The 19887-nt window shown below is 56.7% G+C and carries 15 protein-coding genes; 10 read left to right on the top strand and 5 right to left on the bottom strand.

Annotated features, from left to right (window positions below):
* Positions 1–299: 299 nt before the first annotated feature.
* Positions 300–671: a MerR family transcriptional regulator gene (locus tag BG910_RS04030; protein WP_089035736.1), complete on the bottom strand. Its 372-nt coding sequence runs from the start codon at positions 669–671 to the stop codon at positions 300–302.
* Positions 672–778: 107 nt separating this feature from the next.
* Between BG910_RS04030 and BG910_RS04025 the strand changes: the two genes are divergently transcribed.
* The gene (locus BG910_RS04025; RefSeq protein ID WP_089035735.1) at positions 779–1072 is read left to right on the top strand and encodes a putative quinol monooxygenase; all 294 of its coding nucleotides are present in this window, start codon (positions 779–781) and stop codon (positions 1070–1072) included.
* 130 nt (positions 1073–1202) lie between these two features.
* Here the strand turns inward: BG910_RS04025 and BG910_RS04020 are convergent, their stop codons facing one another.
* Positions 1203–1721 (bottom strand): DUF2478 domain-containing protein, encoded by a 519-nt coding sequence (locus BG910_RS04020; protein WP_089035734.1) that lies wholly within the window; start codon positions 1719–1721, stop codon positions 1203–1205.
* 203 nt (positions 1722–1924) lie between these two features.
* Between BG910_RS04020 and BG910_RS04015 the strand changes: the two genes are divergently transcribed.
* Together BG910_RS04015 and coaD are read left to right on the top strand one after the other, a co-directional pair.
* Entirely contained in the window at positions 1925–2614 is a 690-nt protein-coding gene (locus BG910_RS04015) for a Bax inhibitor-1 family protein (RefSeq protein WP_089035733.1), read from the top strand.
* A 161-nt stretch (positions 2615–2775) separates the two neighbouring features.
* Entirely contained in the window at positions 2776–3282 is a 507-nt protein-coding gene (gene coaD, locus BG910_RS04010) for a pantetheine-phosphate adenylyltransferase (RefSeq protein ID WP_089035732.1), read from the top strand.
* A 412-nt stretch (positions 3283–3694) separates the two neighbouring features.
* On the opposite strand, the gene BG910_RS04005 is transcribed toward coaD, so the two are convergent.
* Positions 3695–3907, bottom strand: coding sequence for a PspC domain-containing protein (locus BG910_RS04005; protein ID WP_089035731.1), 213 nt, complete (start codon positions 3905–3907; stop codon positions 3695–3697).
* A 211-nt stretch (positions 3908–4118) separates the two neighbouring features.
* Between BG910_RS04005 and parC the strand changes: the two genes are divergently transcribed.
* From parC to truA, 4 genes are all read left to right on the top strand, one after another.
* Entirely contained in the window at positions 4119–6428 is a 2310-nt protein-coding gene (parC, locus tag BG910_RS04000; protein ID WP_089035730.1) for a DNA topoisomerase IV subunit A, read from the top strand.
* Between the two features lie 184 nt (positions 6429–6612).
* Positions 6613–8193 (top strand): ATP-binding protein, encoded by a 1581-nt coding sequence (locus tag BG910_RS03995; RefSeq protein ID WP_089035729.1) that lies wholly within the window; start codon positions 6613–6615, stop codon positions 8191–8193.
* A complete protein-coding gene (locus BG910_RS03990; RefSeq protein ID WP_089035728.1) occupies positions 8186–9811 on the top strand; it encodes a sigma-54-dependent transcriptional regulator in 1626 nt (541 codons plus the stop codon). Before BG910_RS03995 ends, BG910_RS03990 begins: the two co-directional genes overlap by 8 nt.
* A gap of 138 nt (positions 9812–9949) precedes the next feature.
* Positions 9950–10774, top strand: coding sequence for a tRNA pseudouridine(38-40) synthase TruA (gene truA / locus BG910_RS03985; protein WP_089035727.1), 825 nt, complete (start codon positions 9950–9952; stop codon positions 10772–10774).
* Between the two features lie 144 nt (positions 10775–10918).
* Here truA and recC read toward each other — a convergent pair whose 3' ends face one another.
* Positions 10919–14185 (bottom strand): exodeoxyribonuclease V subunit gamma, encoded by a 3267-nt coding sequence (recC, locus tag BG910_RS03980; protein ID WP_089035726.1) that lies wholly within the window; start codon positions 14183–14185, stop codon positions 10919–10921.
* Positions 14186–14816: 631 nt separating this feature from the next.
* On the opposite strand from recC, the gene BG910_RS03975 reads away from it, so the two are divergent.
* A complete protein-coding gene (locus BG910_RS03975) occupies positions 14817–16232 on the top strand; it encodes a PepSY-associated TM helix domain-containing protein (protein WP_089037131.1) in 1416 nt (471 codons plus the stop codon).
* Between the two features lie 252 nt (positions 16233–16484).
* Here the strand turns inward: BG910_RS03975 and dxs are convergent, their stop codons facing one another.
* Entirely contained in the window at positions 16485–18374 is a 1890-nt protein-coding gene (gene dxs, locus BG910_RS03970; protein ID WP_089035725.1) for a 1-deoxy-D-xylulose-5-phosphate synthase, read from the bottom strand.
* Positions 18375–18625: 251 nt separating this feature from the next.
* On the opposite strand from dxs, the gene BG910_RS03965 reads away from it, so the two are divergent.
* Positions 18626–19168 carry a hypothetical protein gene (locus BG910_RS03965; RefSeq protein ID WP_089035724.1) on the top strand — a complete coding sequence of 181 codons (543 nt, stop codon included), beginning with the start codon at positions 18626–18628 and terminating at the stop codon, positions 19166–19168.
* 129 nt (positions 19169–19297) lie between these two features.
* Positions 19298–19861 carry a hypoxanthine-guanine phosphoribosyltransferase gene (locus BG910_RS03960; protein WP_089035723.1) on the top strand — a complete coding sequence of 188 codons (564 nt, stop codon included), beginning with the start codon at positions 19298–19300 and terminating at the stop codon, positions 19859–19861.
* Positions 19862–19887 lie beyond the last annotated feature (26 nt).

The following is a 19887-nucleotide window of genomic DNA, read 5'->3' as shown; positions in this document are numbered from 1 at the left end:
GTAAAAGGCTGAAACTTTTTCAAAACAAGATATTGCCTGTTTTTAACTGTGGATTCCCGCCTGCGCGCACTTCTATCCTGAATAAATTTTTCTTAAATATCGAAATGTTACAAAATTAACATTTTAGAAAAAATAAAACTATCGAAAACCGTGCCACATCCGATGATTGACGGTCATCAAGAATGGCTTGACGGCATGGTTCGCAGTGCAAAAGTGCGTAAGAGCCAAGCGGTTTAAGATGATTTGGAAATGGGAATGCCGTCTGAAAATTAAAAACTTTCAGACGGCATCGGTGTTTTTCAGACAGCCGCTTCGCCTCCCTCTTCCAAAAATGCGCGATACACCGCGAGTTTCTGTTCCAAATAATATTGGTAGGCGGCGAGTTCCTGCTGTTGCGCGGTTAGGGCTTCGCGGTGGGCTTGCAGCAGCGCGTAACGCTGGGAGACAGTGGCATTGCCTTGATGTTTCAGGTGTGCGTAGGTTTTCATTTGAGTGAGCGGTACGCCCATTTGTTTCAGGCGCAGGATGCACAACGCCCAGTCTATGTCTTGCTCGCTGTATGCGCGGTAGCCGTTGGCATCGCGTTGGGGCAGCAGCAAGCCTTCTTTTTCGTAGAAGCGCAGGGTGGCGGGGGATAAGCCTGTTTGGGCGGCAAATTCTTTAATTTTCATATTACTACTTGCATTGGAGTTAACTTCATAGTTTATCTTATCGGCTCAGCAGTTGAAAGATTGACTGAAAATGTTTTTCAACCCTTTTAACTTTTAAGGAGATTATTATGACTGTCGGAGTCATCACTTTATGCAATGTGAAACCGGATAAACACGCAGAATTTGAAGCGGTTGAGCGCCGTTTTGTGAGCGAATCAAACACGCATCAGGGCTGCATCAGCTATTTTTGCGGCAAAGTGGCAAACGCAGAAAACCAGTTTATTTTTCAGGAGCATTGGGTTGACCGCGCGGCGTTTGACGCGCATTGTTCGCACCCGTTTTTTAAGGCGAATGAAGCAGAACTGCTCGGCTGTCTGTCGGACGGAAAATTGCATTTGCAGATTGTGGATGCGTTTGAGTAACCCGTAAAATAGGCAGCCTGAAAATAGGAAATGCCGTCTGAAAGATTATTTTCAGACGGCATCTTCAAACGGCATGGCGTACGGTTACGCCGCTTTCGGCGGCTAACCGTACCTACCGCAATACAAAACCTTATCCCGCCGCAACCGCAGCGGCCCAAGCTGCCAAGTCTTCGGTGCCGGTAAGTTCCGTGCCCATGCCGTCTGTAAAGTTGCGCCACTCGGGCAGGTATTTTTCGGAGAGCAGCGACACGACGGGGATGCCTGCGCCGACGGCGGCGGCGTATTCTTCGATCAGGCCGCTGTTTTCGCTTTCGGTGTGGCCGAATTTGTTGAACACTAAAATGTCGGGCGGCGAGGCCAGCGCTTCGCGGATGACCTCCGATGAGGCGGCCAGCCCGTGCGGGTCGAGCAGGCAGGCGTCGTCGCTGCAGCCGCCGTCGTACATAATCGCGTATTCGCGGCTGTCGGTCAGCGAAGCGGTGCGGTCGCGCATTTTGTTGCCGTTTGCGTCGAGTTTGTTCAACAGCCCGACCACGCGCAAGCCCTGCCGCCGCCAGTTTTCCACGGCCTGCCAGAGCAGGCGCAGTTCGTCGTTGCCTTCGCCGCGGTAGATGAGTGCTGCAATCGGTGTCATGGTTTGCTCTTTCATTCGAATTTCAGACGGCTTCAGCTTATTCCGTTCGGTGCGGCTGGGCAAGGCTGTCTGAAAAGAAAACAGCTGTATCGGCTTGGTTTTCCTGCATTAGCCCCCCATTTGCCGTTTGCCGGACATTTTTTCCTCAACTCAATGATTTACTGATAGAATCGGCTTTCGTTTTATTTTTTATTCATACATTTTTTGGAGCAAACGCCATGCAAAACGACGTTTACGACTACACTTCCGCCGGTGCGGTATCGCAGAAAAATACCGTATTGCGCAAAACCTACGGCCTGCTCGGCCTCTCTTTCCTGCCCGCCGCTGCCGGTGCGTTTATCGCCGCGCAGGCGGGGTTGAACATTTATGCCGTGTTGGGCGGCCGCTGGATGTCGTTTATTGCGGTCATGGTGTTTTTCTACGGCATGTGTTTCCTGATTGAGAAAAACCGTTACAGCAACGTCGGCGTTACGCTGCTGATGGTGTTCACTTTCGGTATGGGCGTGCTCATCAGCCCGATGCTGCAATACGTGCTGAATATTCCTTCGGGCGCGAAAATCGTCGGCATCGCCGCCGCGATGACCGCCGCCGTGTTCTTCACCATGTCGGCGCTTGCCCGCCATCCCAACGTCAACATGGGCGCGCTCGGCAACTTCCTCACCGTCGGTTTCGTGGTTTTGATCGTTGCGATGGTCGCCAATATGTTCCTGCAAATCCCCGCGTTGGCGCTGACGGTTTCCGCAGGTATTGTGATTTTCAGCTCGGTTATGATTTTGTACCAGACACGCTTGGTGATTGACGGCGGCGAAGACAGCCACATCAGCGCGGCGTTGACCATTTTCATTTCCATCTACAACATCTTCAGCAGCTTGTTGAACATTCTGCTTTCCCTCTCCGGCGACGAATAATCCGCGCCGTAAAAAGCCGAAAGGCCGTCTGATGCTTCGACTCCGCTCAGCAACCGGAATGATTGTTGGGTTTAATCGAAGTTTCAGACGGCCTTTCCTTTTGACAGCCCCCGTTCCGGCCTATATCCTGACAGCGTTTTCCATCATGGATGCCGTCTGAAATGAACAATCCCGCCCGCCGCGCCGTTTACGCCGGCAGTTTTGACCCGCCGACCAACGGCCACCTCTGGATGATACGCGAAGCCGCCGCGCTGTTTGACGAACTCATCGTTTCCATCGGCACCAACCCCGAAAAGCGCAGCAGCTACACCGTCGCCGAACGGCAGGCCATGCTCGAAGACATTACCCGCGAGTTTTCCAATGTGCGCATTACCGTGTTTGAAAACCGCTTTTTAGTACACTACGCCCGCGAAGTCGAAGCCCGCTTTATCGTGCGCGGCATCCGCGCCAACGCCGACTACGAATTCGAACGCTCGATGCGCTACATCAACAGCGACCTCGCCCCCGAAATTTCCACCGTCTTCCTGATGCCGCCGCGCGAAATCGCCGAAGTCTCGTCCACCATGGTCAAAGGCCTCGTCGGCCCCAAAGGCTGGCGCGACATGATCCGCCGCTACCTGCCCGAACCGGTTTACCAACGGATTTTGCGCGAACATAATAAGACGTGAACAAAAGGCCGTCTGAAACTTTTCGTCTGCATCGGCATTTCAGTTTGTTTTGCCCGAAGCGGGGAACAAAAAACAAAACCGGCTGTCCCAAACGGGTAACTTTGACGAAAGGATTCAACCCGATGGGAACGGCAAAAATATTTTCAGCCTTCTTATTTACGGCGCTCCTCTTAAAGCGCCTGCGGTTCGTTTGATGCGGACGGACTGCCTACCAAGCCCGGTTCCGCTGCCAAGCAGCCCGACCCGAATTGCGACCGCTTCGCCTTTGGAGGCGGCGGAGACAGTTGCCGGCCGAGGGAGGGTATGCCGAAAGACAAAAGCGGCCGGAGATTGCCGTTGTAAATTTTTAAAATGAATCAGGCCGTCTGAAAAACTGCAATGCAGATTTTCAGACGGCCTTTGTTCTCCCAAACTACTGATAAGAATCCTGCGTGGCGTTCGGCATCATAATCCACAACACAATATAAATCAGAATACCCGGCACGGCGGCGCTGGCGCAGGAGAGGATGACAAACAGCAGGCGGGTCAGCGTCGGCGACCAGCCGAGGTATTCGGCGATGCCGCCCATTACGCCTGCGATCATGCGGTAGCGGCGGGAACGGTGCATTTTAACGAGTTTGTCCATGGGTTTTCCTTTTTGTGATGAGGTGTGGCGACAGTTTTGAAATAGCGCTTACGCTCGGAAAATCAAGTCGCAGGGTTTGCAAAATCGTTTAAAACCGTTTCAGAGGCCGTCTGAAAACCGTTTTTTTCAGACGGCCTCTGCCCTCTTCAAGCAGCGGGCGGTTTTGCTTTACAATACGCCCCGTTATTTTCCTTTAATTTCCGTATCATCCATGAACGACCAAACTCCCGTATCCCCCGTCGGCGAAGATTATCTTCTGCTCGGTCAGTATGCCGAACGCGCTTATCTCGAATACGCCATGAGCGTGGTCAAAGGCCGCGCACTGCCTGAAGTTTCAGACGGCCAAAAGCCTGTGCAGCGGCGCATTCTCTACGCCATGCGCGACATGGGGCTGACGCACGGCGCGAAGCCTGTGAAATCGGCGCGCGTGGTCGGCGAGATTTTGGGAAAATACCATCCGCACGGCGACAGTTCGGCCTATGAAGCGATGGTGCGCATGGCACAGGATTTTACCCTGCGCTACCCGCTGATCGACGGCATCGGCAACTTCGGCAGCCGCGACGGCGACGGTGCGGCGGCGATGCGTTACACCGAGGCGCGGCTGACGCCGATTGCGGAATTGCTGCTTTCGGAAATCAATATGGGCACGGTGGATTTCGTGCCCAACTACGACGGCGCGTTTGAAGAGCCGCTGGCGCTGCCCGCGCGGCTGCCGATGGTGTTGCTCAACGGTGCGAGTGGCATTGCGGTGGGCATGGCGACGGAAATTCCGTCCCACAATTTAACTGAAGTAACCAAAGCGGCGATTGCACTTTTGAAAAAACCGTCGCTCGAAACCGCCGATTTGATGGACTATATCCCTGCCCCCGATTTTGCGGGCGGCGGCCACATCATCACGCCCGCGGCGGATTTGCGCCATATGTATGAAACGGGCAAAGGCAGCGTGCGCGTGCGTGCGCGTTATGAAATCGAAAAGCTGGCGCGCGGCCAATGGCGCGTGATTGTGACCGAATTGCCGCCCAACACCAGCGCGCAAAAAATACTCGCCGAAATCGAAGAGCAAACCAATCCGAAGCCGAAGGCGGGCAAAAAACAGCTCAACCAAGACCAGCTCAACACCAAAAAACTGATGTTGGATCTGATTGAAAAAGTGCGCGACGAGAGCGACGGCGAAAATCCCGTGCGTCTCGTGTTCGAGCCGAAATCCAGCCGCACCGAGCCGGAAAACTTTATGAACACGCTGATGGCGCAGACTTCGCTGGAAGGTAATGTTTCGGTCAACCTCGTGATGATGGGTCTGGACAACCGCCCTGCACAGAAAAATCTGAAAACGATTTTGCAGGAATGGCTGGATTTCCGCACGGTAACGGTAACACGCCGTCTGAAATTCCGTTTGAGCCAAGTAGAAAAACGGCTGCACATTCTCGAAGGCCGTCTGAAAGTGTTCCTGCACATCGACGAAGTGATTCGTGTGATTCGCGAGAGCGATGAGCCGAAACCCGAATTGATGGCGGCGTTCGGCCTTTCCGAAATCCAAGCCGAAGACATTCTCGAAATCCGCCTGCGCCAGCTTGCGCGTTTGGAAGGCTTCAAGCTCGAAAAAGAACTGGGCGAGTTGCAGGAAGAACAAGGCCGTCTGAATGTTTTGCTCGGCGATGAAAACGAGAAGAAAAAACTCATCATCAAAGAAATGCAGGCGGATATGAAGCAGTTTGGCGACGAACGCCGCACACTGGTGGAGGAAGCCGGCCGTGCGGTGCTGACGCAGACGACCGCCGACGAGCCTGTTACCGTGATTCTGTCAAACAAAGGCTGGATCCGCAGCCGCGCCGGTCACAATCTGGATTTGAGCCAGACGACGTTTAAAGAGGGCGACGGCCTGAAGCAGACGCTGGAAGGCCGCAGCGTGTGGCCGGTGGTGATACTCGATTCGCTGGGGCGCACCTACACCCTCGATGCGGCGGAAATCCCCGGCGGGCGCGGCGACGGCGTACCTGTATCGTCGCTGATTGAGTTGCAAAACGGCGCCCGCGTCGTTGCCATGCTCACCGGTCTGCCCGAGCAGCATTATCTGTTGAGCGGCAGCGGCGGTTACGGCTTTATCGCCAAACTCGGCGACATGGTCGGCCGTGTGAAAGCGGGCAAAGTGGTGATGACGGTAGAAAGCGGTGAAACCGTGTTGCCGCCCGTTTCCGTGTATGCCGCCTCTTTGATCAACCCCGACTGCAAAGTCGTTGCCGTGACCGACCAAGACCGCGCGCTGGCGTTTACCTTAAACGAACTGAAAGTGATGGCGAAAGGGCGCGGTTTGCAGCTTATCAGCCTGCATCAGGGCGAAACTCTGGCGCACATTCTAACCACCATCAGCCCGACCGTGACGCTGGAAACCGTCGGAAAACGCGGCGCGGTGCATCAGGAAACGCTGGAAACCGCCGAAATTTCAGGAAAACGTGGAAAAAAAGGTAAAAAAATCGAACTTTCCGGCCGCCAGAAAAGATTATTTGATGTAAATTCTGTATAATCACAACAAATTTATTGTAAATATTTACAATGAGTTTATTTGTCTTGTAATTAATGACATGTTACTAACTGTGTAGTAGTTTTCTACAACCGAACCGGAGGTATAAAAGCGGACACGCAGGCCGCCTTTTATTCGAAAAAGGGAGTTTTTTTATAATGATAACAACAAGCCGGAGGACAGGCTCATGACCAAAATCAGCAGTCAGGAGCTGGACAACCTCAGCGAACGCATTCCGGGATTAACCAATATCGCCCGCATCGCCATCGTGATGTCGCTGCTGGTGTTTCAAACCGTCAGCGCCTATGGTGGCGCATCCGAAAAAGCCGCGTTCCCGATGATCGAGTTTTACAGTTGGGCGGCGGTGTATTCGATTTTAATCATGCTGTCGGTGTTCCGCCCCGACTGGCAATGGCAGTCGCTCGAACTACCTAACGCCAGCGCGGTCGTCGATATTTCCATGATGATGATTCTGGTGTACCTCGCCGGCGGACTCGGTTCCGGTTTCGGTATTTTGGTGCTGCCTTTCGTCGCCACGTCATGCCTGCTCAGCTACGGGCATTACCCGCTGCTGTATGCGGGTTATGCGTCTATGCTGTATGTCATCAATCTCGTACTCGACGGCAGCATCCGCTTCAATCCCCTTTCTTGGAACACGCAAAACGTCATCACCGCCATTCTGCTGGCGGGTGCGTGTTATCTCGTTGCCATTCTGACGGCGTTTGCCGCCAAATATCTGGAACAGGCCAGCGAATCGGCCAGCAAACACCAGCTCGCCTACCGCCGCATCAGCGGCCTGAACCGTTTGGTGCTCAACCGCGTTCAGGAAGCCGTTATCGTCATCGATGCGAGCCAGCGCGTTTGGCTGTTCAACAAACAGGCCAAAGCCTATTTCCCCGGCCTGGCCGTCGATCAGCAGGAGCTGGTATTCGGCGAACTGGTCAGCCGCTGGCAGTACCAGCCCGACAAAGCCTTTGAAACCGACATCCACATCTTCCAACACGCCATGCACGTCCGTGCCGTTCCGCTGATTCAGGAGCAGACCGAACTATTGATGCTGTATGTCCGCTCGCTGCGCGAAGTGGCCGCCGAAGCCATGTCCACCAAGCTGACTTCACTCGGCCAGCTGACCGCCAACCTCGCCCACGAAATCCGCAACCCGATGTCGGCCATCCGCCACGCCAGCGACCTCTTGCAGGAAAATGAAGAGCAGGATCCTGTCAAAGCCAAGCTCTACGGCATTATCGACAGTAATATCCAGCGCATCGACAAAATGCTGGAGGACGTTTCCCTGCTCAACAAGCGCGACAATATCAGCCGCGAACCGATTAATCTGATGAAATTCTGGCTGGCGTTCAAACAGGAATTCACCCTCAACAACTCCGATGCCATCGGCTGCCTGCGCATGAATATGGAAGGCAACAACCTGACCGTACTCGCCGACCATATGCACGTCCAGCAAATCATGTGGAATCTCTGCAACAACGCCTGGCGCCACAGCCGCAAAGACGAAAACGCCATTACCGTATTAATCCGCCCGAGCGGACGGATGCACATTTCCATCGTCGTCGCCGACAACGGCAAAGGCGTTTCGCCCGAAATGCGCAACCACTTGTTCGAGCCGTTTTACACCACCGAAAAACAAGGCACGGGCTTGGGGCTGTACGTCGCCCGCGAGCTGGCGTACGCCAACCTCGGCCAACTGCACTACCACCCCGAAATGAACGGATTCGAACTGATTTTACCGAGAGAGGCTGCCGATGAGTAAGCTGCAAGATCCCGTATTGGTTGTGGACGACGAAGCCGACATCCGCGACCTCATGGAAATGACTCTGATGAAAATGGGTCTGCGCGTCGAAACCGCCGCCGGCGTCGAAGAAGCCAAAAACAAGCTCGACGACAACGACTATTCATTGGTGCTCACCGATATGCGTATGCCCGACGGCTCGGGCTTAGAAGTCGTGCAATACATCGACGAACTCATGCTAGACACTCCCGTCGCCGTCATTACCGCATTCGGCAACGCCGACCAGGCTGTCGAGGCGCTGAAAGCCGGCGCATTCGATTATCTGCAAAAACCGATTACCCTTTCGCAACTGCGTTCGCTGGTCAAATCCGCCGTTACCGTTTCCGACGCACCCTCCGTACCGCCCGAACCGCAGAAAAATGTTTCCACGGCAGCCGAGCCTTACCGTAAAAACCTGCAAACCCCTCCCGCCCGCCAACCGCTGCCTGCCCAAAAACAGCAGCGCAACATCAACGCCGGCAACGGTGTTCCCGAGGGTTTGAAATCGCTGAAAGAGCGTTTCAACACCGGCAACAGCATCGGCACCGACATGGAAGACGCGCCGCAACTCGGCGGCGAAGCCGATATGCCGCGCCTCTTGGGCATGTCGCCGCAGATGATCGAAGTGCGCCACCTGATCCGCCGTTTGGCCAAAAGCGGCGTACCCGTTTACATCGCCGGCGAATCGGGTACCGGTAAAGAACAGGCCGCGCGCACCATTCACGAGCTTTCCGAGCGCGCCGACAAACCCTTTATCGCCGTCAACTGCGGCGCCATTCCCGAAAACCTGATGGAAAGCGAGTTTTTCGGTTACAAAAAAGGCAGCTTTACCGGCGCCGACCAAGACCGCCTGGGCTTTTTCCAACACGCCGACGGCGGCACTCTCTTCCTCGACGAAGTGGCCGACCTGCCCCTGTCCATGCAGGTCAAACTCCTGCGCGCCATTCAGGAAAAAGCCGTGCGCCGCATCGGCGACGCGCGCGAAACCTTTGTGGACGTGCGCATCGTTTGCGCCACTCACAAAAACCTCGAAGCCCTCGTCGAAAGCGGCGCGTTCCGCCAAGACTTATACTACCGCCTCAACGTCGTTTCCCTGCACATGCCGCCCCTGCGCGAAATGCGCGAAGACTTGGGCGCACTGATTCTGTATCTGCTCTACCGACACCGCCACGGCAACCGGACCTACAAACTCAGTCCCAAAGCCCAAGAAGCCCTGCTGCATTACAGCTATCCCGGCAACTTCCGCGAGCTGGAAAACATCCTCGAACGCGCCGTCGCCCTGACCGTCGGTTCAATCATCCAGCTTGATGATTTGCAGATTCAGCAAAACACCAACAACGCCGTTGCCCAGCCCGTTGCCGCCGCAGTCGAAGAAGCCCTGTCTGCGTTGGAAGAAACGCCGCTGCTGCCGGTGGGCGCCCCCCTGCAACCCTTCGATCCGCGCACCATGCAGATTCAAGAATACCTCGACCAAGTCGAGCGCGGCATCATCGAAATGGCGCTGGAACAAACCCGCTACAACCGCACCCAAGCCGCCAAACTCTTAGGCATCAGCTTCCGCTCGATGCGCTACCGCATGGAACGGCTCGACATCAACTAAAAATTCAGACGGCCTGTCGCAGCAGCACAGGCCGTCTGAAAACTTTTAACCGCCAAGTTTCAGGGCAGGGTAACCGCCCACCGTTTCACAGATTCCGCCGGCCTGACGGGCCGTGCCACGATACCGACGGACACAACCATGCAGCCGACCTCTCCGACAATCCAACGCTGGGCGCTGACCCTGTCTTACGACGGCAGCCTTTTTTTCGGCTGGCAGAAGCAGGCAGACGGCCTGCCGACCGTTCAGACGGCCTTAGAACAGGCATTGGGCAAAATTGCCTGCCACCCCGTCTGCGTTACCGTTGCCGGCCGCACCGACACAGGCGTTCACGCCACGGCACAAGTCGTCCATTTCGACACAACCGCCATCCGCAGTCCGCAGGCATGGATACGGGGCGTTAACGCCAACCTGCCGCGCGGCATTGCCGTTCTTACCGCCCAAACCGTCGCCTCCGACTTTCATGCCCGCTTTGACGCTTTCGGCCGCCGCTACCGCTACCTGCTCCAATCCGCGCCCGTCCGTTCGCCCCTGCTTATCGGCAGGGCAGGCTGGACGCACCACCGTTTGGATACCGTAAAAATGAAGCAGGCCGCCGCCTTGCTGGTCGGCGAACACGATTTTTCCAGTTTCCGCGCCGCCCAATGCCAGGCCAAATCTCCCGTCAAAACCATCTATCGGGCCCGAATCAGCGGCAACCCCGAATGGATTTCGCTTGATTTGCACGGCAATGCCTTCCTGCACCACATGGTGCGTAACATCATGGGCGCGCTGGTGTATGTCGGCAGCGGCAGACTCAGCGTCGCAGAATTTTCCGGCCTTATCGAAGCCAAAAGCCGCCTCAAAGCGCCGCCGACCTTTATGCCTGACGGCCTTTATCTCACCGGCGTCGATTACCCGCCCGAATACGGCATTGCCGCTGTTTCCCTGCCTGAGTGGCTCAAAATATGCGGAAACTATGGTTGATTAAAATCGCAATGATACGGCGTTGCCAACGCCCTTATGTACTATTCGTACACTGCGGGCGTTGCCGCCTTGTCTCATTTTTATTTTAATCAACTATAGCTATATCCGTGTTTCGGGCAAAGTTTGAGGCCGTCTGAATTGTTTTCAGACGGCCTCTCCGTCTTCTTCCTTCTCCTGCAACGCCGCCAGCAGCGGTAGCAGCAGTTTTTCCAATAACTCCCAAAACAAATCCGTTTCATACGGCGCGGTTTCGTCGTTGCCGAAGATGAGCGCAGTGTCGGTGTAGCTGCCTTGCCCCTTGTTTATTTTGTTGCCTTTGTAGGCATCGGCGGCGGCTTTGAGGGCGGCGGCTTTTTTGTTTTCGTCTGTTTTTTCTTTCAGATATTTTTTTGCGGCCTCAAGGCAGGTTTTGGCGAAGAAGGGCAGGGGGCGGGTTTGGCCGCGGCTGTAGTATGCCAGCCAGTCTGCCAGCATGGCGCGGGCGGCGATTTGCGGGATTTCGGGGTAGTGCTGCGTTTGGTCGGGCAAAACCAGCCAGGTTTGGGCGCTTTCGCTTTCAGACGGCCTGACGGCGCAGAAAATCAGGTGTTTGAGGTAAACGGCGAGGGTTTCGGGGGCGTTTGGTGTTTTTTCGGCAAACAGGATTTGCCCGCGTTGGTACACGTCGGTGAGGCTGCCTTGCAGGGTTTGGTCGCCGAAATCTTGGACGAACGTTAATTCGTAGGCGTGCGGCGGGTGTTTGGGGCCGTCGAGCAGGGTTTGGTCGATGTGTTTGGCATCAGCTTGGAAACGCGCCTGCCAGAGTTTGCCCAATTCGCCGGCGGGCACCAGGCTTTCGGCGGCGAGGCGGACGGCGACGTCATCGAAGTTTTGTTTGCGGCGGCGGGCGTCGAGGTAGGCGGCTGCGGCGGTGCCGGCGGCTTCGGGTTCGAAGGGTTCGGCGGATTCCCACACGGCGTCGCGGTAGGGTTCGCGCCAGCCGAGGGTCTGGTGCAACCAGCTTTTGACGGGGTTTTTCCAAAACGCGATCAGCTCGTTTTGGCCGACTGCGGCGGCGGGTTGGTTTTCCTGCAAAGGCTGTCTGAAAAAGGCTTTCGGGCTTTCGGGCGTTTGCGCGAGGGCGGCGGCGTAGTCGCGGCGGGTGGAACTGAGGCCGTCTGAAATCTGCCCGTGCGGCCGGGTTTCAGACGGTATGAAGTAGCGGCGGGAAAACGGTTGCAAGGGGTGTTGCACAATCCAGGTTTCGAGCAAATCGCGGCTGCGCGTGCCGGTCATGGCGGCGACGGTGTCGATGAGCGCGCCCAAAAGTGCGGACGGCGCGAGTTCGGCATCGTTGCGGATGTCGCGGCCGATGTAGGAAAGGTAGAGGATTTCGCGGGCGCTGATAAGGGCTTCGAGGAAGAGGTAGCGGTCGTCGTCGCGGCGGGCGCGGTCACCTTTTTGCGGGTGGCGGGCGATGAGGTCGAATTCGGCGGCTTTGGTGTTGCGCGGGAAATTGCCGTCGTTCAAACCCAATAAACACAAGACTTTAAACGGCAGGCTGCGCATCGGCACCATGCTGCAAAAGGTGATGCCGCCGCGCAGGAAGCCCGCGTCGCTTTCGCTACCGAGAAAACGGCGCAGGTGGCGCAGGGCGGTCGGCGGCGGCAGTTCGCCCGTAAACCCGGCCAGCGCAGCTTCCTGATTCCATTGCGCAAGCGCCTGTTCAAACTGCTGAAGCGCGTATTGGTCGGCGTCGTCGGGTGCGAAGAGGGCTTCGACCAAACCGCGCGCGCGCGCCGTCCAGCCGGCGGTATCGGCATTTTGCGCCCAAAGCCGCGCGGTGTCGGCGAGCGTGCGCACGAAGGCGGCGAAGCGGGCGAAGGTGTCCAAACGGTTGACGTCGCCGTGCCATGCGCTGATCCCGTGCCAAAGCGGATTTTGTCCCTCGGGCAGCATCCAGCCCAATACCAGCCGCTCCAGCGCCTGCTGCCAAGTGAAGAGGCCGTCTGAACCGCCGCGCATGGTTTTGTCCAAACCCCAATGCACTTTGAGCGCGGCGACGGTGTCGTGCAGCAGAGGCAAATCGTCGGCGGTCAGCCCGAAGCGCGCCAATACGGGCGGACTTTCCAACAACATCAATACCTTATCGACTTCAAAACGGCTTTCGAGCAGATCCAAAACCTGTTCCAACGCATAAAACAGCGGCTGGCGGCGGCTGAGGCGCACGTCGGAAACCGAATACGGCAAAGCCTGCGCGCCCGCCTGCGCCTGCCCGAACACGGCCTCGATAAACGGGCTGTACGGCTCGATATTCGGTGTTAACACAGCAATATCGTGCGGCTGCCAAGTCGGGTGTTCGGCCAGAATGTGCAAAATCCGGTCTTTCAAAATCTGCAATTCGCGCAGCGGGCTGTGCGCCGAAACCACGCGGACCGAGCCGTCGCCGAGCATTTTTTCCGCGTTTGTCGGTACATTTTCAGACGGCATTGCCAGCGTGCGGATGTCGTGCTGAAGCCGGTGCAGCAGCGTATCGGGCTGCGAGTCTTCGTCGAACACGCGGCTTTCTTCCAGCTCGATTTCGTTTAAAAAATCAAAAAAATCGCGCCCCTGTTTGCCCAGCGAAGCCAGAAACGGATGCCCGCTCAAGTTCAAATCCGCGTCGTCCGCGCCTTTCAGAATCTGCGCCGGCTCAATCACATCGCCCCAATAGCGGCTGCTCGGATTGAGCGCAAGCATGATCACATCGCAATGTTCGGAAAGTTTCTGCAAAAGCTGCAAATACATCGGCGCCATCGTCGAAATGCCGAACACAAAAAACCGCTCGGGCAGCTTGTCCGCCGAAAGCCGCGAGAGCAGCGTTTCCCAAAGTGCCACACGGTGCGGCGCCGATTGGCGGCCGTCGTCCAAATAATGCCAAAGCTGTGCCTGCCAGCCCTCCGCATCGCCCAAATCCAGCGTTTTTCCCGCCTGCCATGCGTCAATCCATTGCGGGCGGTACACCAAATACTGGTCGAATACATCCGCAAGCTGCCCCGCAAGCCGGTAATCCGCCGCACCGCCGCTGTTCAGATAACCCTGCAACGCCGAGCGCGCACCGGCAAACTCCGAGGCCGTCTGAAAACGGCTGCTGCGGAACAAATCCAACAGCCGCCAGCGCATCACCTCGGGCGCGAACGGGCTCAGCGCGGGGATGCCGGCAATAAATTCCCGCATCAGCCGCCACGTCAGCCCTGCCGGCAGACTGAATTTCAAATTCGCCGCCACGCCCGTTTCCCGCGCCAGAAACGCGCCCAGATAACGGCGCATCCCCTGGCTCTGCACCACAATCTCCTCCGCCCGCAACGCCCCGGCCAGCGGCTGCTCTCGGCGGATGCGGCAAAACAGCGCGGCAAGATATTCAAGGCGGTCGGATTGGTAGAGGTAAAACATGGCAGGCTCGGTTTTGGTGTGGAACCGGGATTATAATGCCGTCTGAAGTATTTGCGGGATTCGTTGGGGCAGACGGCATCAGGCATTTTATTTTTTCAGCAAACGCCGTAGGTACGGTTAGCCGCCCTAAAGCGGCGTAACCGCATACCGCGCCGTTTGGAAAAACCTGTCGCCGATGCCGCCTGAAAAACGGGATTTGTACGGTACGGGTTGCGTGGGTTCGTATGGTTACGCCGCTTTAGGGCGGCTAACCGTACCTACGGCGTTTGCTCAAACATTTGAATACCGTCTGAAAAGTTTGAAGCTCCGCAAATTTGTTTCCTCCCCCGCAGGAGGGGGCTGCTTGAATTTGAACAAACGCTTGTTGACAAGCCTGCCGAACCACTCGTACCAAGCAAAGTCGGAGCACTTGTGCTGAGCGAAGCCGAAGCATTCAGACGGCCTCAAGCATTTAAATGCCGTCTGAAACCATTCGGGCGGAACTTGACAAGTTTTATGCTGTCTGAAAAACCTTTAATCAGCCGCCATTCTTGCACTTCGTCAAATTTTTAAAACTTTATACTTATCAAATCTAATCCTTTTGAACTATAATCCGCCGAAATCTGAAAAGCAACGCAAAGGAATCCGCCCCATGACCGATACGCAGAAAACGCCCGAAACCCATACCAATCAGGCAAGCCGCCGTTATTTGGCGGTGTGGCGCTGGCATTTTTATGCAGGGCTGTTTGTCGCGCCGTTTCTGATGCTGCTGGCGGCGACGGGGCTGGCGATGCTGCTGTTTGCCAATATTACCGGCAAAGAGGGCGAGCGGATGACGGTAGCGCCGCAGGCGGTGGCGAAACCGCTGTCGGTGCAGGCCGAGGCGGCGCGCGGGGCGTTGAAATCGGAAACGGCGTCGGTGTCGCAGTATTTTGCGCCGCGTGCGGAAAATATGGTGGCGGTGTTCCGCGTGGACGACGGCGGGGCGTCGAAAATGGTGGCGGTCAATCCTTATACTGCCGAAGTGAAAAATGTTTCGACCCGCAATAAAAGCCCGTATCACCTGATGGACGAAATCCACAGCGATATGCTTTTGGGCACGGCGGGCGACTATATTTTGGAAACGGCGGCCTCGCTGACGATTCTGATGATTATCACGGGGCTGTATCTCTGGTGGCAGAAACAGGGCCGTCTGAAAACGCTGCTGTTGCCTGCCGTCGGCAAAGGCCGTGCGGCGTGGCGCGATTTGCACGCGGCAGCCGGCACTTGGATTTCGTTGATTTTACTGACGTTTTGCCTGTCGGGCATTGCGTGGGCGGGGATTTGGGGTGGCAAAGCGGTGCAGGCGTGGAGCCGGTTTCCGGCGGGCAAATGGGGCGTTGCGCCCAATCCCGAATCGGATGCGGAAACCTACGGCAAGCTGTTGAACGACGGCAAAACCAAAGAAGTACCGTGGGTTTTGGAGCTCACGTCCATGCCGCAATCGGGTACGACGCGTGGCAAACACGGCATCAGCCCGAGCGAGCCGATGACGCTGGAAACGGTTGACCGCTACGCGCGCGAAATCGGATTTGAAGGCCGTTATCAGGTCAATTTCCCGAAAGGCGAAAAAGGTGTGTGGACGCTCAGCCAAGACTCGATGAGCTACGACGCCGACAGCCCGTTTATCGACCGTACCGTCCATCTCGACCAATACAGCGGCAGACAGCTCGCCGACATCCGCTACGACGACTACAACTGGTTCGGCAAATTCATGGCGGTCAGCATCGCGCTGCACATGGGCACGCTGGGCTGGTGGAGCGTGGCGGCCAACGTATTGTTCTGCCTGTCGGTGATTTTTATCTGCATCAGCGGTTTCGTGATGTGGTGGAAACGCCGCCCCACAGGCGCCGTCGGCCTGAACCCGCCCGCACAAAAGGCCAAACCGCCCGTGTGGTGGGGCATGGCCGTGCCGTTGCTGATTGTCGCCGTGATTTTCCCGACGGCGGTGATTGCCATTTTGGCGGTGTGGATTTTGGATACTTTTGTTTTATCGAGGATACCCGCGCTGGCGCGGTGGTTTAAGTAAACAGGTTTATCGGGGGAAAAGGCAGAGGCCGTCTGAAACTTCAGACGGCCTCTGTTTTTATAGTGAGATAAAATTAAGAAAAATTAAGAAAGATACAAGGCGCAGACAGTACAGGTAGTACGGGACAGATGAACTTGGCGCTTCAGCGCCTTAGTGAATCGTTCTCTTTGAGCTCAGCCGCAGCCAACGAAGTAGATTTTTATTTTAGTCTACTAAAGCTTATGGCGGCGGCGGACAATCTTTCAGACGGCCTTACACCGCCCATCCGCGTATCCGTTTTTCCAATGCTTCCGCGCTCAAGCCTAGGTCGGCGAGGAGTTTTTTCGGGTCGCCGTGTTCGGTGACGGTATCGGGAACGCCGATGAGCAACACGGGTTTGCGGATGCCGTGTTTGGCCAAAACTTCCAATACCGAGCTGCCGGCGCCGCCCTGTTCGGCGTTTTCTTCGGCGGTCACGAGGTAGTCGTGGTTTTGCGCAAGCTTGAGGATGAGCGCTTCGTCTAACGGTTTGACGAAACGCATATCGGCGACGGTAGCGTTGAGGTTTTCGGCGGCGGCAAGCGCGGGGGCGACCATACTGCCGAACGCGAAGATAGCGGTTTTCCGGCCTTCGCGGCGGACGATGCCTTTGCCGACGGCGACGGTTTCGAGGCCGTCTGAAATTTGCGCGCCGCAGCCCGAACCGCGCGGATAGCGCACGGCGGCGGGGGCGTCGAGTTGGTAACAGGTGGAAAGCAGCAGGCGGCATTCGTTTTCGTCGCTGGGGGCGGCGATGACCATGTTGGGAATGCAGCGCAGGAAGCTCAAATCGTACAAACCCGCGTGGGTCGGGCCGTCGGCGCCGACGATGCCGGCGCGGTCAACGGCAAACAAAACGGGCAGGTTTTGCAGTGCGACGTCGTGCACAAGCTGGTCGTAGGCGCGTTGTAGGAAGGTGGAATAAATGGCGACGACGGGTTTCATGCCTTCGCAGGCCATGCCGCCGGCGAAGGTAACGGCGTGTTGTTCGGCGATGCCGACGTCGAAATAGCGCTCGGGAAACTGCTGTTCAAACTCGACTAAACCGCTGCCCTCGCGCATGGCGGGGGTAATCGCGGCGAGGCGCGGGTCGGCGGCGGCCTGGTCGCAAATCCATCGGCCGAACACTTGGGTATAGGTCGGTCTGGCGGCGGGTTTGGGCGTACCCGTTTCGGCGGCGGCGCCGTCTTTGGGCAGGTTGGCGACGGCGTGGTATTTGACCGGATCGTTTTCCGCCAGCTTGTAGCCGTTGCCTTTTTTGGTGATAACGTGCAGCAGCTGCGGGCCTTTTTTTGTGCGCAACTCTTTCAAAACATTGACCAATTCGATGACGTTGTGGCCATCGACAGGGCCGGTGTAGTCGAAGCCGAAGTTTTCAAACAGCGACAGCGACTGCTTGGCATGATCCGCTTCGCTGGCGAGGCTTTTGATTTTGTGTTCGACTTTTTGGGCGATTTCCATCGCGCCGGGCAGTTTGTCCAAAACCTTGCTCGACTGCGCTTTGATGGTGCTCAACAGGCCGTGCATATCGCGCACGACGTTGCTGGCCAGATATTTCGGCAGCGCGCCGACGTTGGGGGAAATCGACATTTCGTTATCGTTGAGGATGACGAGCAGATCCACATCCATATCGCCCGCGCAGTTTAAGGCTTCAAACGCCTGCCCCGCCGTCATCGCGCCGTCGCCGATAACCGCCACGCTGCGGCGGCCGTTGCCTGCGGTTTTGTCCGCCACCGCCATACCTAAAGCCGCGCCGATGGAAGTGGAAGAATGGCCGACGCCGAACGCGTCGTATTCCGACTCGCTGCGTTTGGGAAAGCCTGCCAAACCGCCGTATTGGCGCATGGTGTGCATACGGTTTTTACGTCCGGTCAGGATTTTGTGCGGATAACTCTGATGGCCGACGTCCCACACCAGATGGTCTTCGGGCGTGTTATAGACATAATGCAGCGCCACCGTCAGCTCGACCGCGCCCAGATTGCTGGCGAAATGGCCGCCGGTTTTGCCGACGGAATCGAGCAGGAATTCACGCAGCTCGGCCGCAACCTGCGGCAGCGCGTCCTGATCCATTCGGCGCAGCGCCTGCGGGTTGTCTAGGGTATCTAATAACGGGGTTTTGCTCATGGTGTGGTTTCTTTATAGAGGCGGCGTTTGGCCGATACGCGATTATAGCAAGAGATTGCGGCACAAAGGCAGGGGGAGCGCTGTGGAACGGGGATTCTTTCAGACGGCACGGGCAGGCTTTGCGTGCGTTCGCGCAGCAGGCCGTCTGAAAGATTTCTGAAACTTTTCCCGCGCAAGCAACACTAACGTCTTGTCGGCAATCCGTTTTGCCGTCTTTTCAAAAATATTCCCCAACCGATACGAACCACGCAATGAAGCTCCCACACACCGCTCTGATTCTTTCCGCCGTCCTCTTTGCCGCCTGCGGCAAAGAGCCCGAAACCCCGCAACCCGACGCGCCGCAAAACGCTTCCGCGCCCGCGGCTTCCGCCGTTCCCGCCGCCGATGCCGCGCCTGAAAACGCGGGCGCGGCATCGGCAGCCGCCGAGTCGCAAGACGTTTCCGGCGCGCTGGTCGAGCAGGAGCGCGCGAAATGGCAGTTTTACCGCTGCGACGACGGCAAGGTCGAAGTGCGCTATTTCAAAGGCGATACCGGCCCCGCCGCGCAGGTGCGCTACAACGGAACAAGCTTTACCGCGCCGTACAGCCCCGAGTTGAGCAACGACGACTTGAGCGCGTTCAGCAACGGCGAGGAAACGTGGACGGTGGGCAATGAGTTTGACAACGACTACTACAAAGAAGGCAACGGCTTCCTCATCAAACACGAAAAAATCGAGGGCATGGGTGAAGACGGTTTGGTCGATAACACGTTGGTGCAGAAATGTATGCCCGAAACCGACGGGCAGAAAAGCTGAAGTCTGAATCCTACCCAACCTACCCAAACAGAAAAAGGCCGTCTGAAAATCCGCTGCTCCCGTGCAGACGTATTTTCAGACGGCCTTTGGGTTTATAATAAACATTTCCCACCCCGACAGGAAAACGCCATGACCGATTTAGAAACCAAACGCCGCGTAACCCAAGCCATGCTCGACAACGCCGATTTGCTGTTTTCCCGCGAAGAATGCGAGGCCGCGCTGGAAAAAGTGGCCGCCGAAATCACCCGCGATTTGGGCGGCAAATACCCGCTGCTGCTGCCCGTGATGGGCGGGGCGGTGGTGTTTACCGGCAAACTTCTGCCGCTGTTGCGTTTCCCGCTCGATTTCGATTATGTGCACGTTTCGCGTTACGGTGACAAGCTCGCGGGCGGGGCGTTCAACTGGAAACGGATGCCTGAGCGCGCGCAGATCGAGGGGCGTCATGTGGTGGTGTTGGACGACATTCTCGATGAAGGCCACACGATGGCGGCAATTCAGGCAAAGCTGCTGGAAATGGGCGCGGCAAGCTGCCGTGCGGCGGTGTTTGCCAATAAATTGATTGGTAAGGAAAAACCGACCAAAGGCGATTACGTCGGGCTGGACGTTCCCAACCGTTATGTGTTCGGCTACGGCATGGATGCCGCGGGCGCGTGGCGCAATTTAGGTGAAATTTACGCGCTGAATCAGGGCTAGGGGCTTCCTGACGATTCATCACGCAG

It is taken from the genome of Neisseria chenwenguii (assembly GCF_002216145.1).
In the GTDB taxonomy this organism is placed as follows: domain Bacteria; phylum Pseudomonadota; class Gammaproteobacteria; order Burkholderiales; family Neisseriaceae; genus Neisseria; species Neisseria chenwenguii.
Note: the sequence above shows the minus strand (reverse complement) of the source record. Positions and strands in the feature narration are given on the sequence as shown.

Bases quoted from the DNA above. Each gene is read 5' to 3' on its own strand.
- BG910_RS04030 (WP_089035736.1), bottom strand. From the start codon at position 671: ATGAAAATTAAAGAATTTGCCGCCCAAACAGGCTTATCCCCCGCCACC.
- BG910_RS04025 (WP_089035735.1), top strand. From the start codon at position 779: ATGACTGTCGGAGTCATCACTTTATGCAATGTGAAACCGGATAAACAC.
- BG910_RS04020 (WP_089035734.1), bottom strand. From the start codon at position 1,721: ATGAAAGAGCAAACCATGACACCGATTGCAGCACTCATCTACCGCGGC.
- BG910_RS04015 (WP_089035733.1), top strand. From the start codon at position 1,925: ATGCAAAACGACGTTTACGACTACACTTCCGCCGGTGCGGTATCGCAG.
- coaD (WP_089035732.1), top strand. From the start codon at position 2,776: ATGAACAATCCCGCCCGCCGCGCCGTTTACGCCGGCAGTTTTGACCCG.
- BG910_RS04005 (WP_089035731.1), bottom strand. From the start codon at position 3,907: ATGGACAAACTCGTTAAAATGCACCGTTCCCGCCGCTACCGCATGATC.
- parC (WP_089035730.1), top strand. From the start codon at position 4,119: ATGAACGACCAAACTCCCGTATCCCCCGTCGGCGAAGATTATCTTCTG.
- BG910_RS03995 (WP_089035729.1), top strand. From the start codon at position 6,613: ATGACCAAAATCAGCAGTCAGGAGCTGGACAACCTCAGCGAACGCATT.
- BG910_RS03990 (WP_089035728.1), top strand. From the start codon at position 8,186: ATGAGTAAGCTGCAAGATCCCGTATTGGTTGTGGACGACGAAGCCGAC.
- truA (WP_089035727.1), top strand. From the start codon at position 9,950: ATGCAGCCGACCTCTCCGACAATCCAACGCTGGGCGCTGACCCTGTCT.
- recC (WP_089035726.1), bottom strand. From the start codon at position 14,185: ATGTTTTACCTCTACCAATCCGACCGCCTTGAATATCTTGCCGCGCTG.
- BG910_RS03975 (WP_089037131.1), top strand. From the start codon at position 14,817: ATGACCGATACGCAGAAAACGCCCGAAACCCATACCAATCAGGCAAGC.
- dxs (WP_089035725.1), bottom strand. From the start codon at position 18,374: ATGAGCAAAACCCCGTTATTAGATACCCTAGACAACCCGCAGGCGCTG.
- BG910_RS03965 (WP_089035724.1), top strand. From the start codon at position 18,626: ATGAAGCTCCCACACACCGCTCTGATTCTTTCCGCCGTCCTCTTTGCC.
- BG910_RS03960 (WP_089035723.1), top strand. From the start codon at position 19,298: ATGACCGATTTAGAAACCAAACGCCGCGTAACCCAAGCCATGCTCGAC.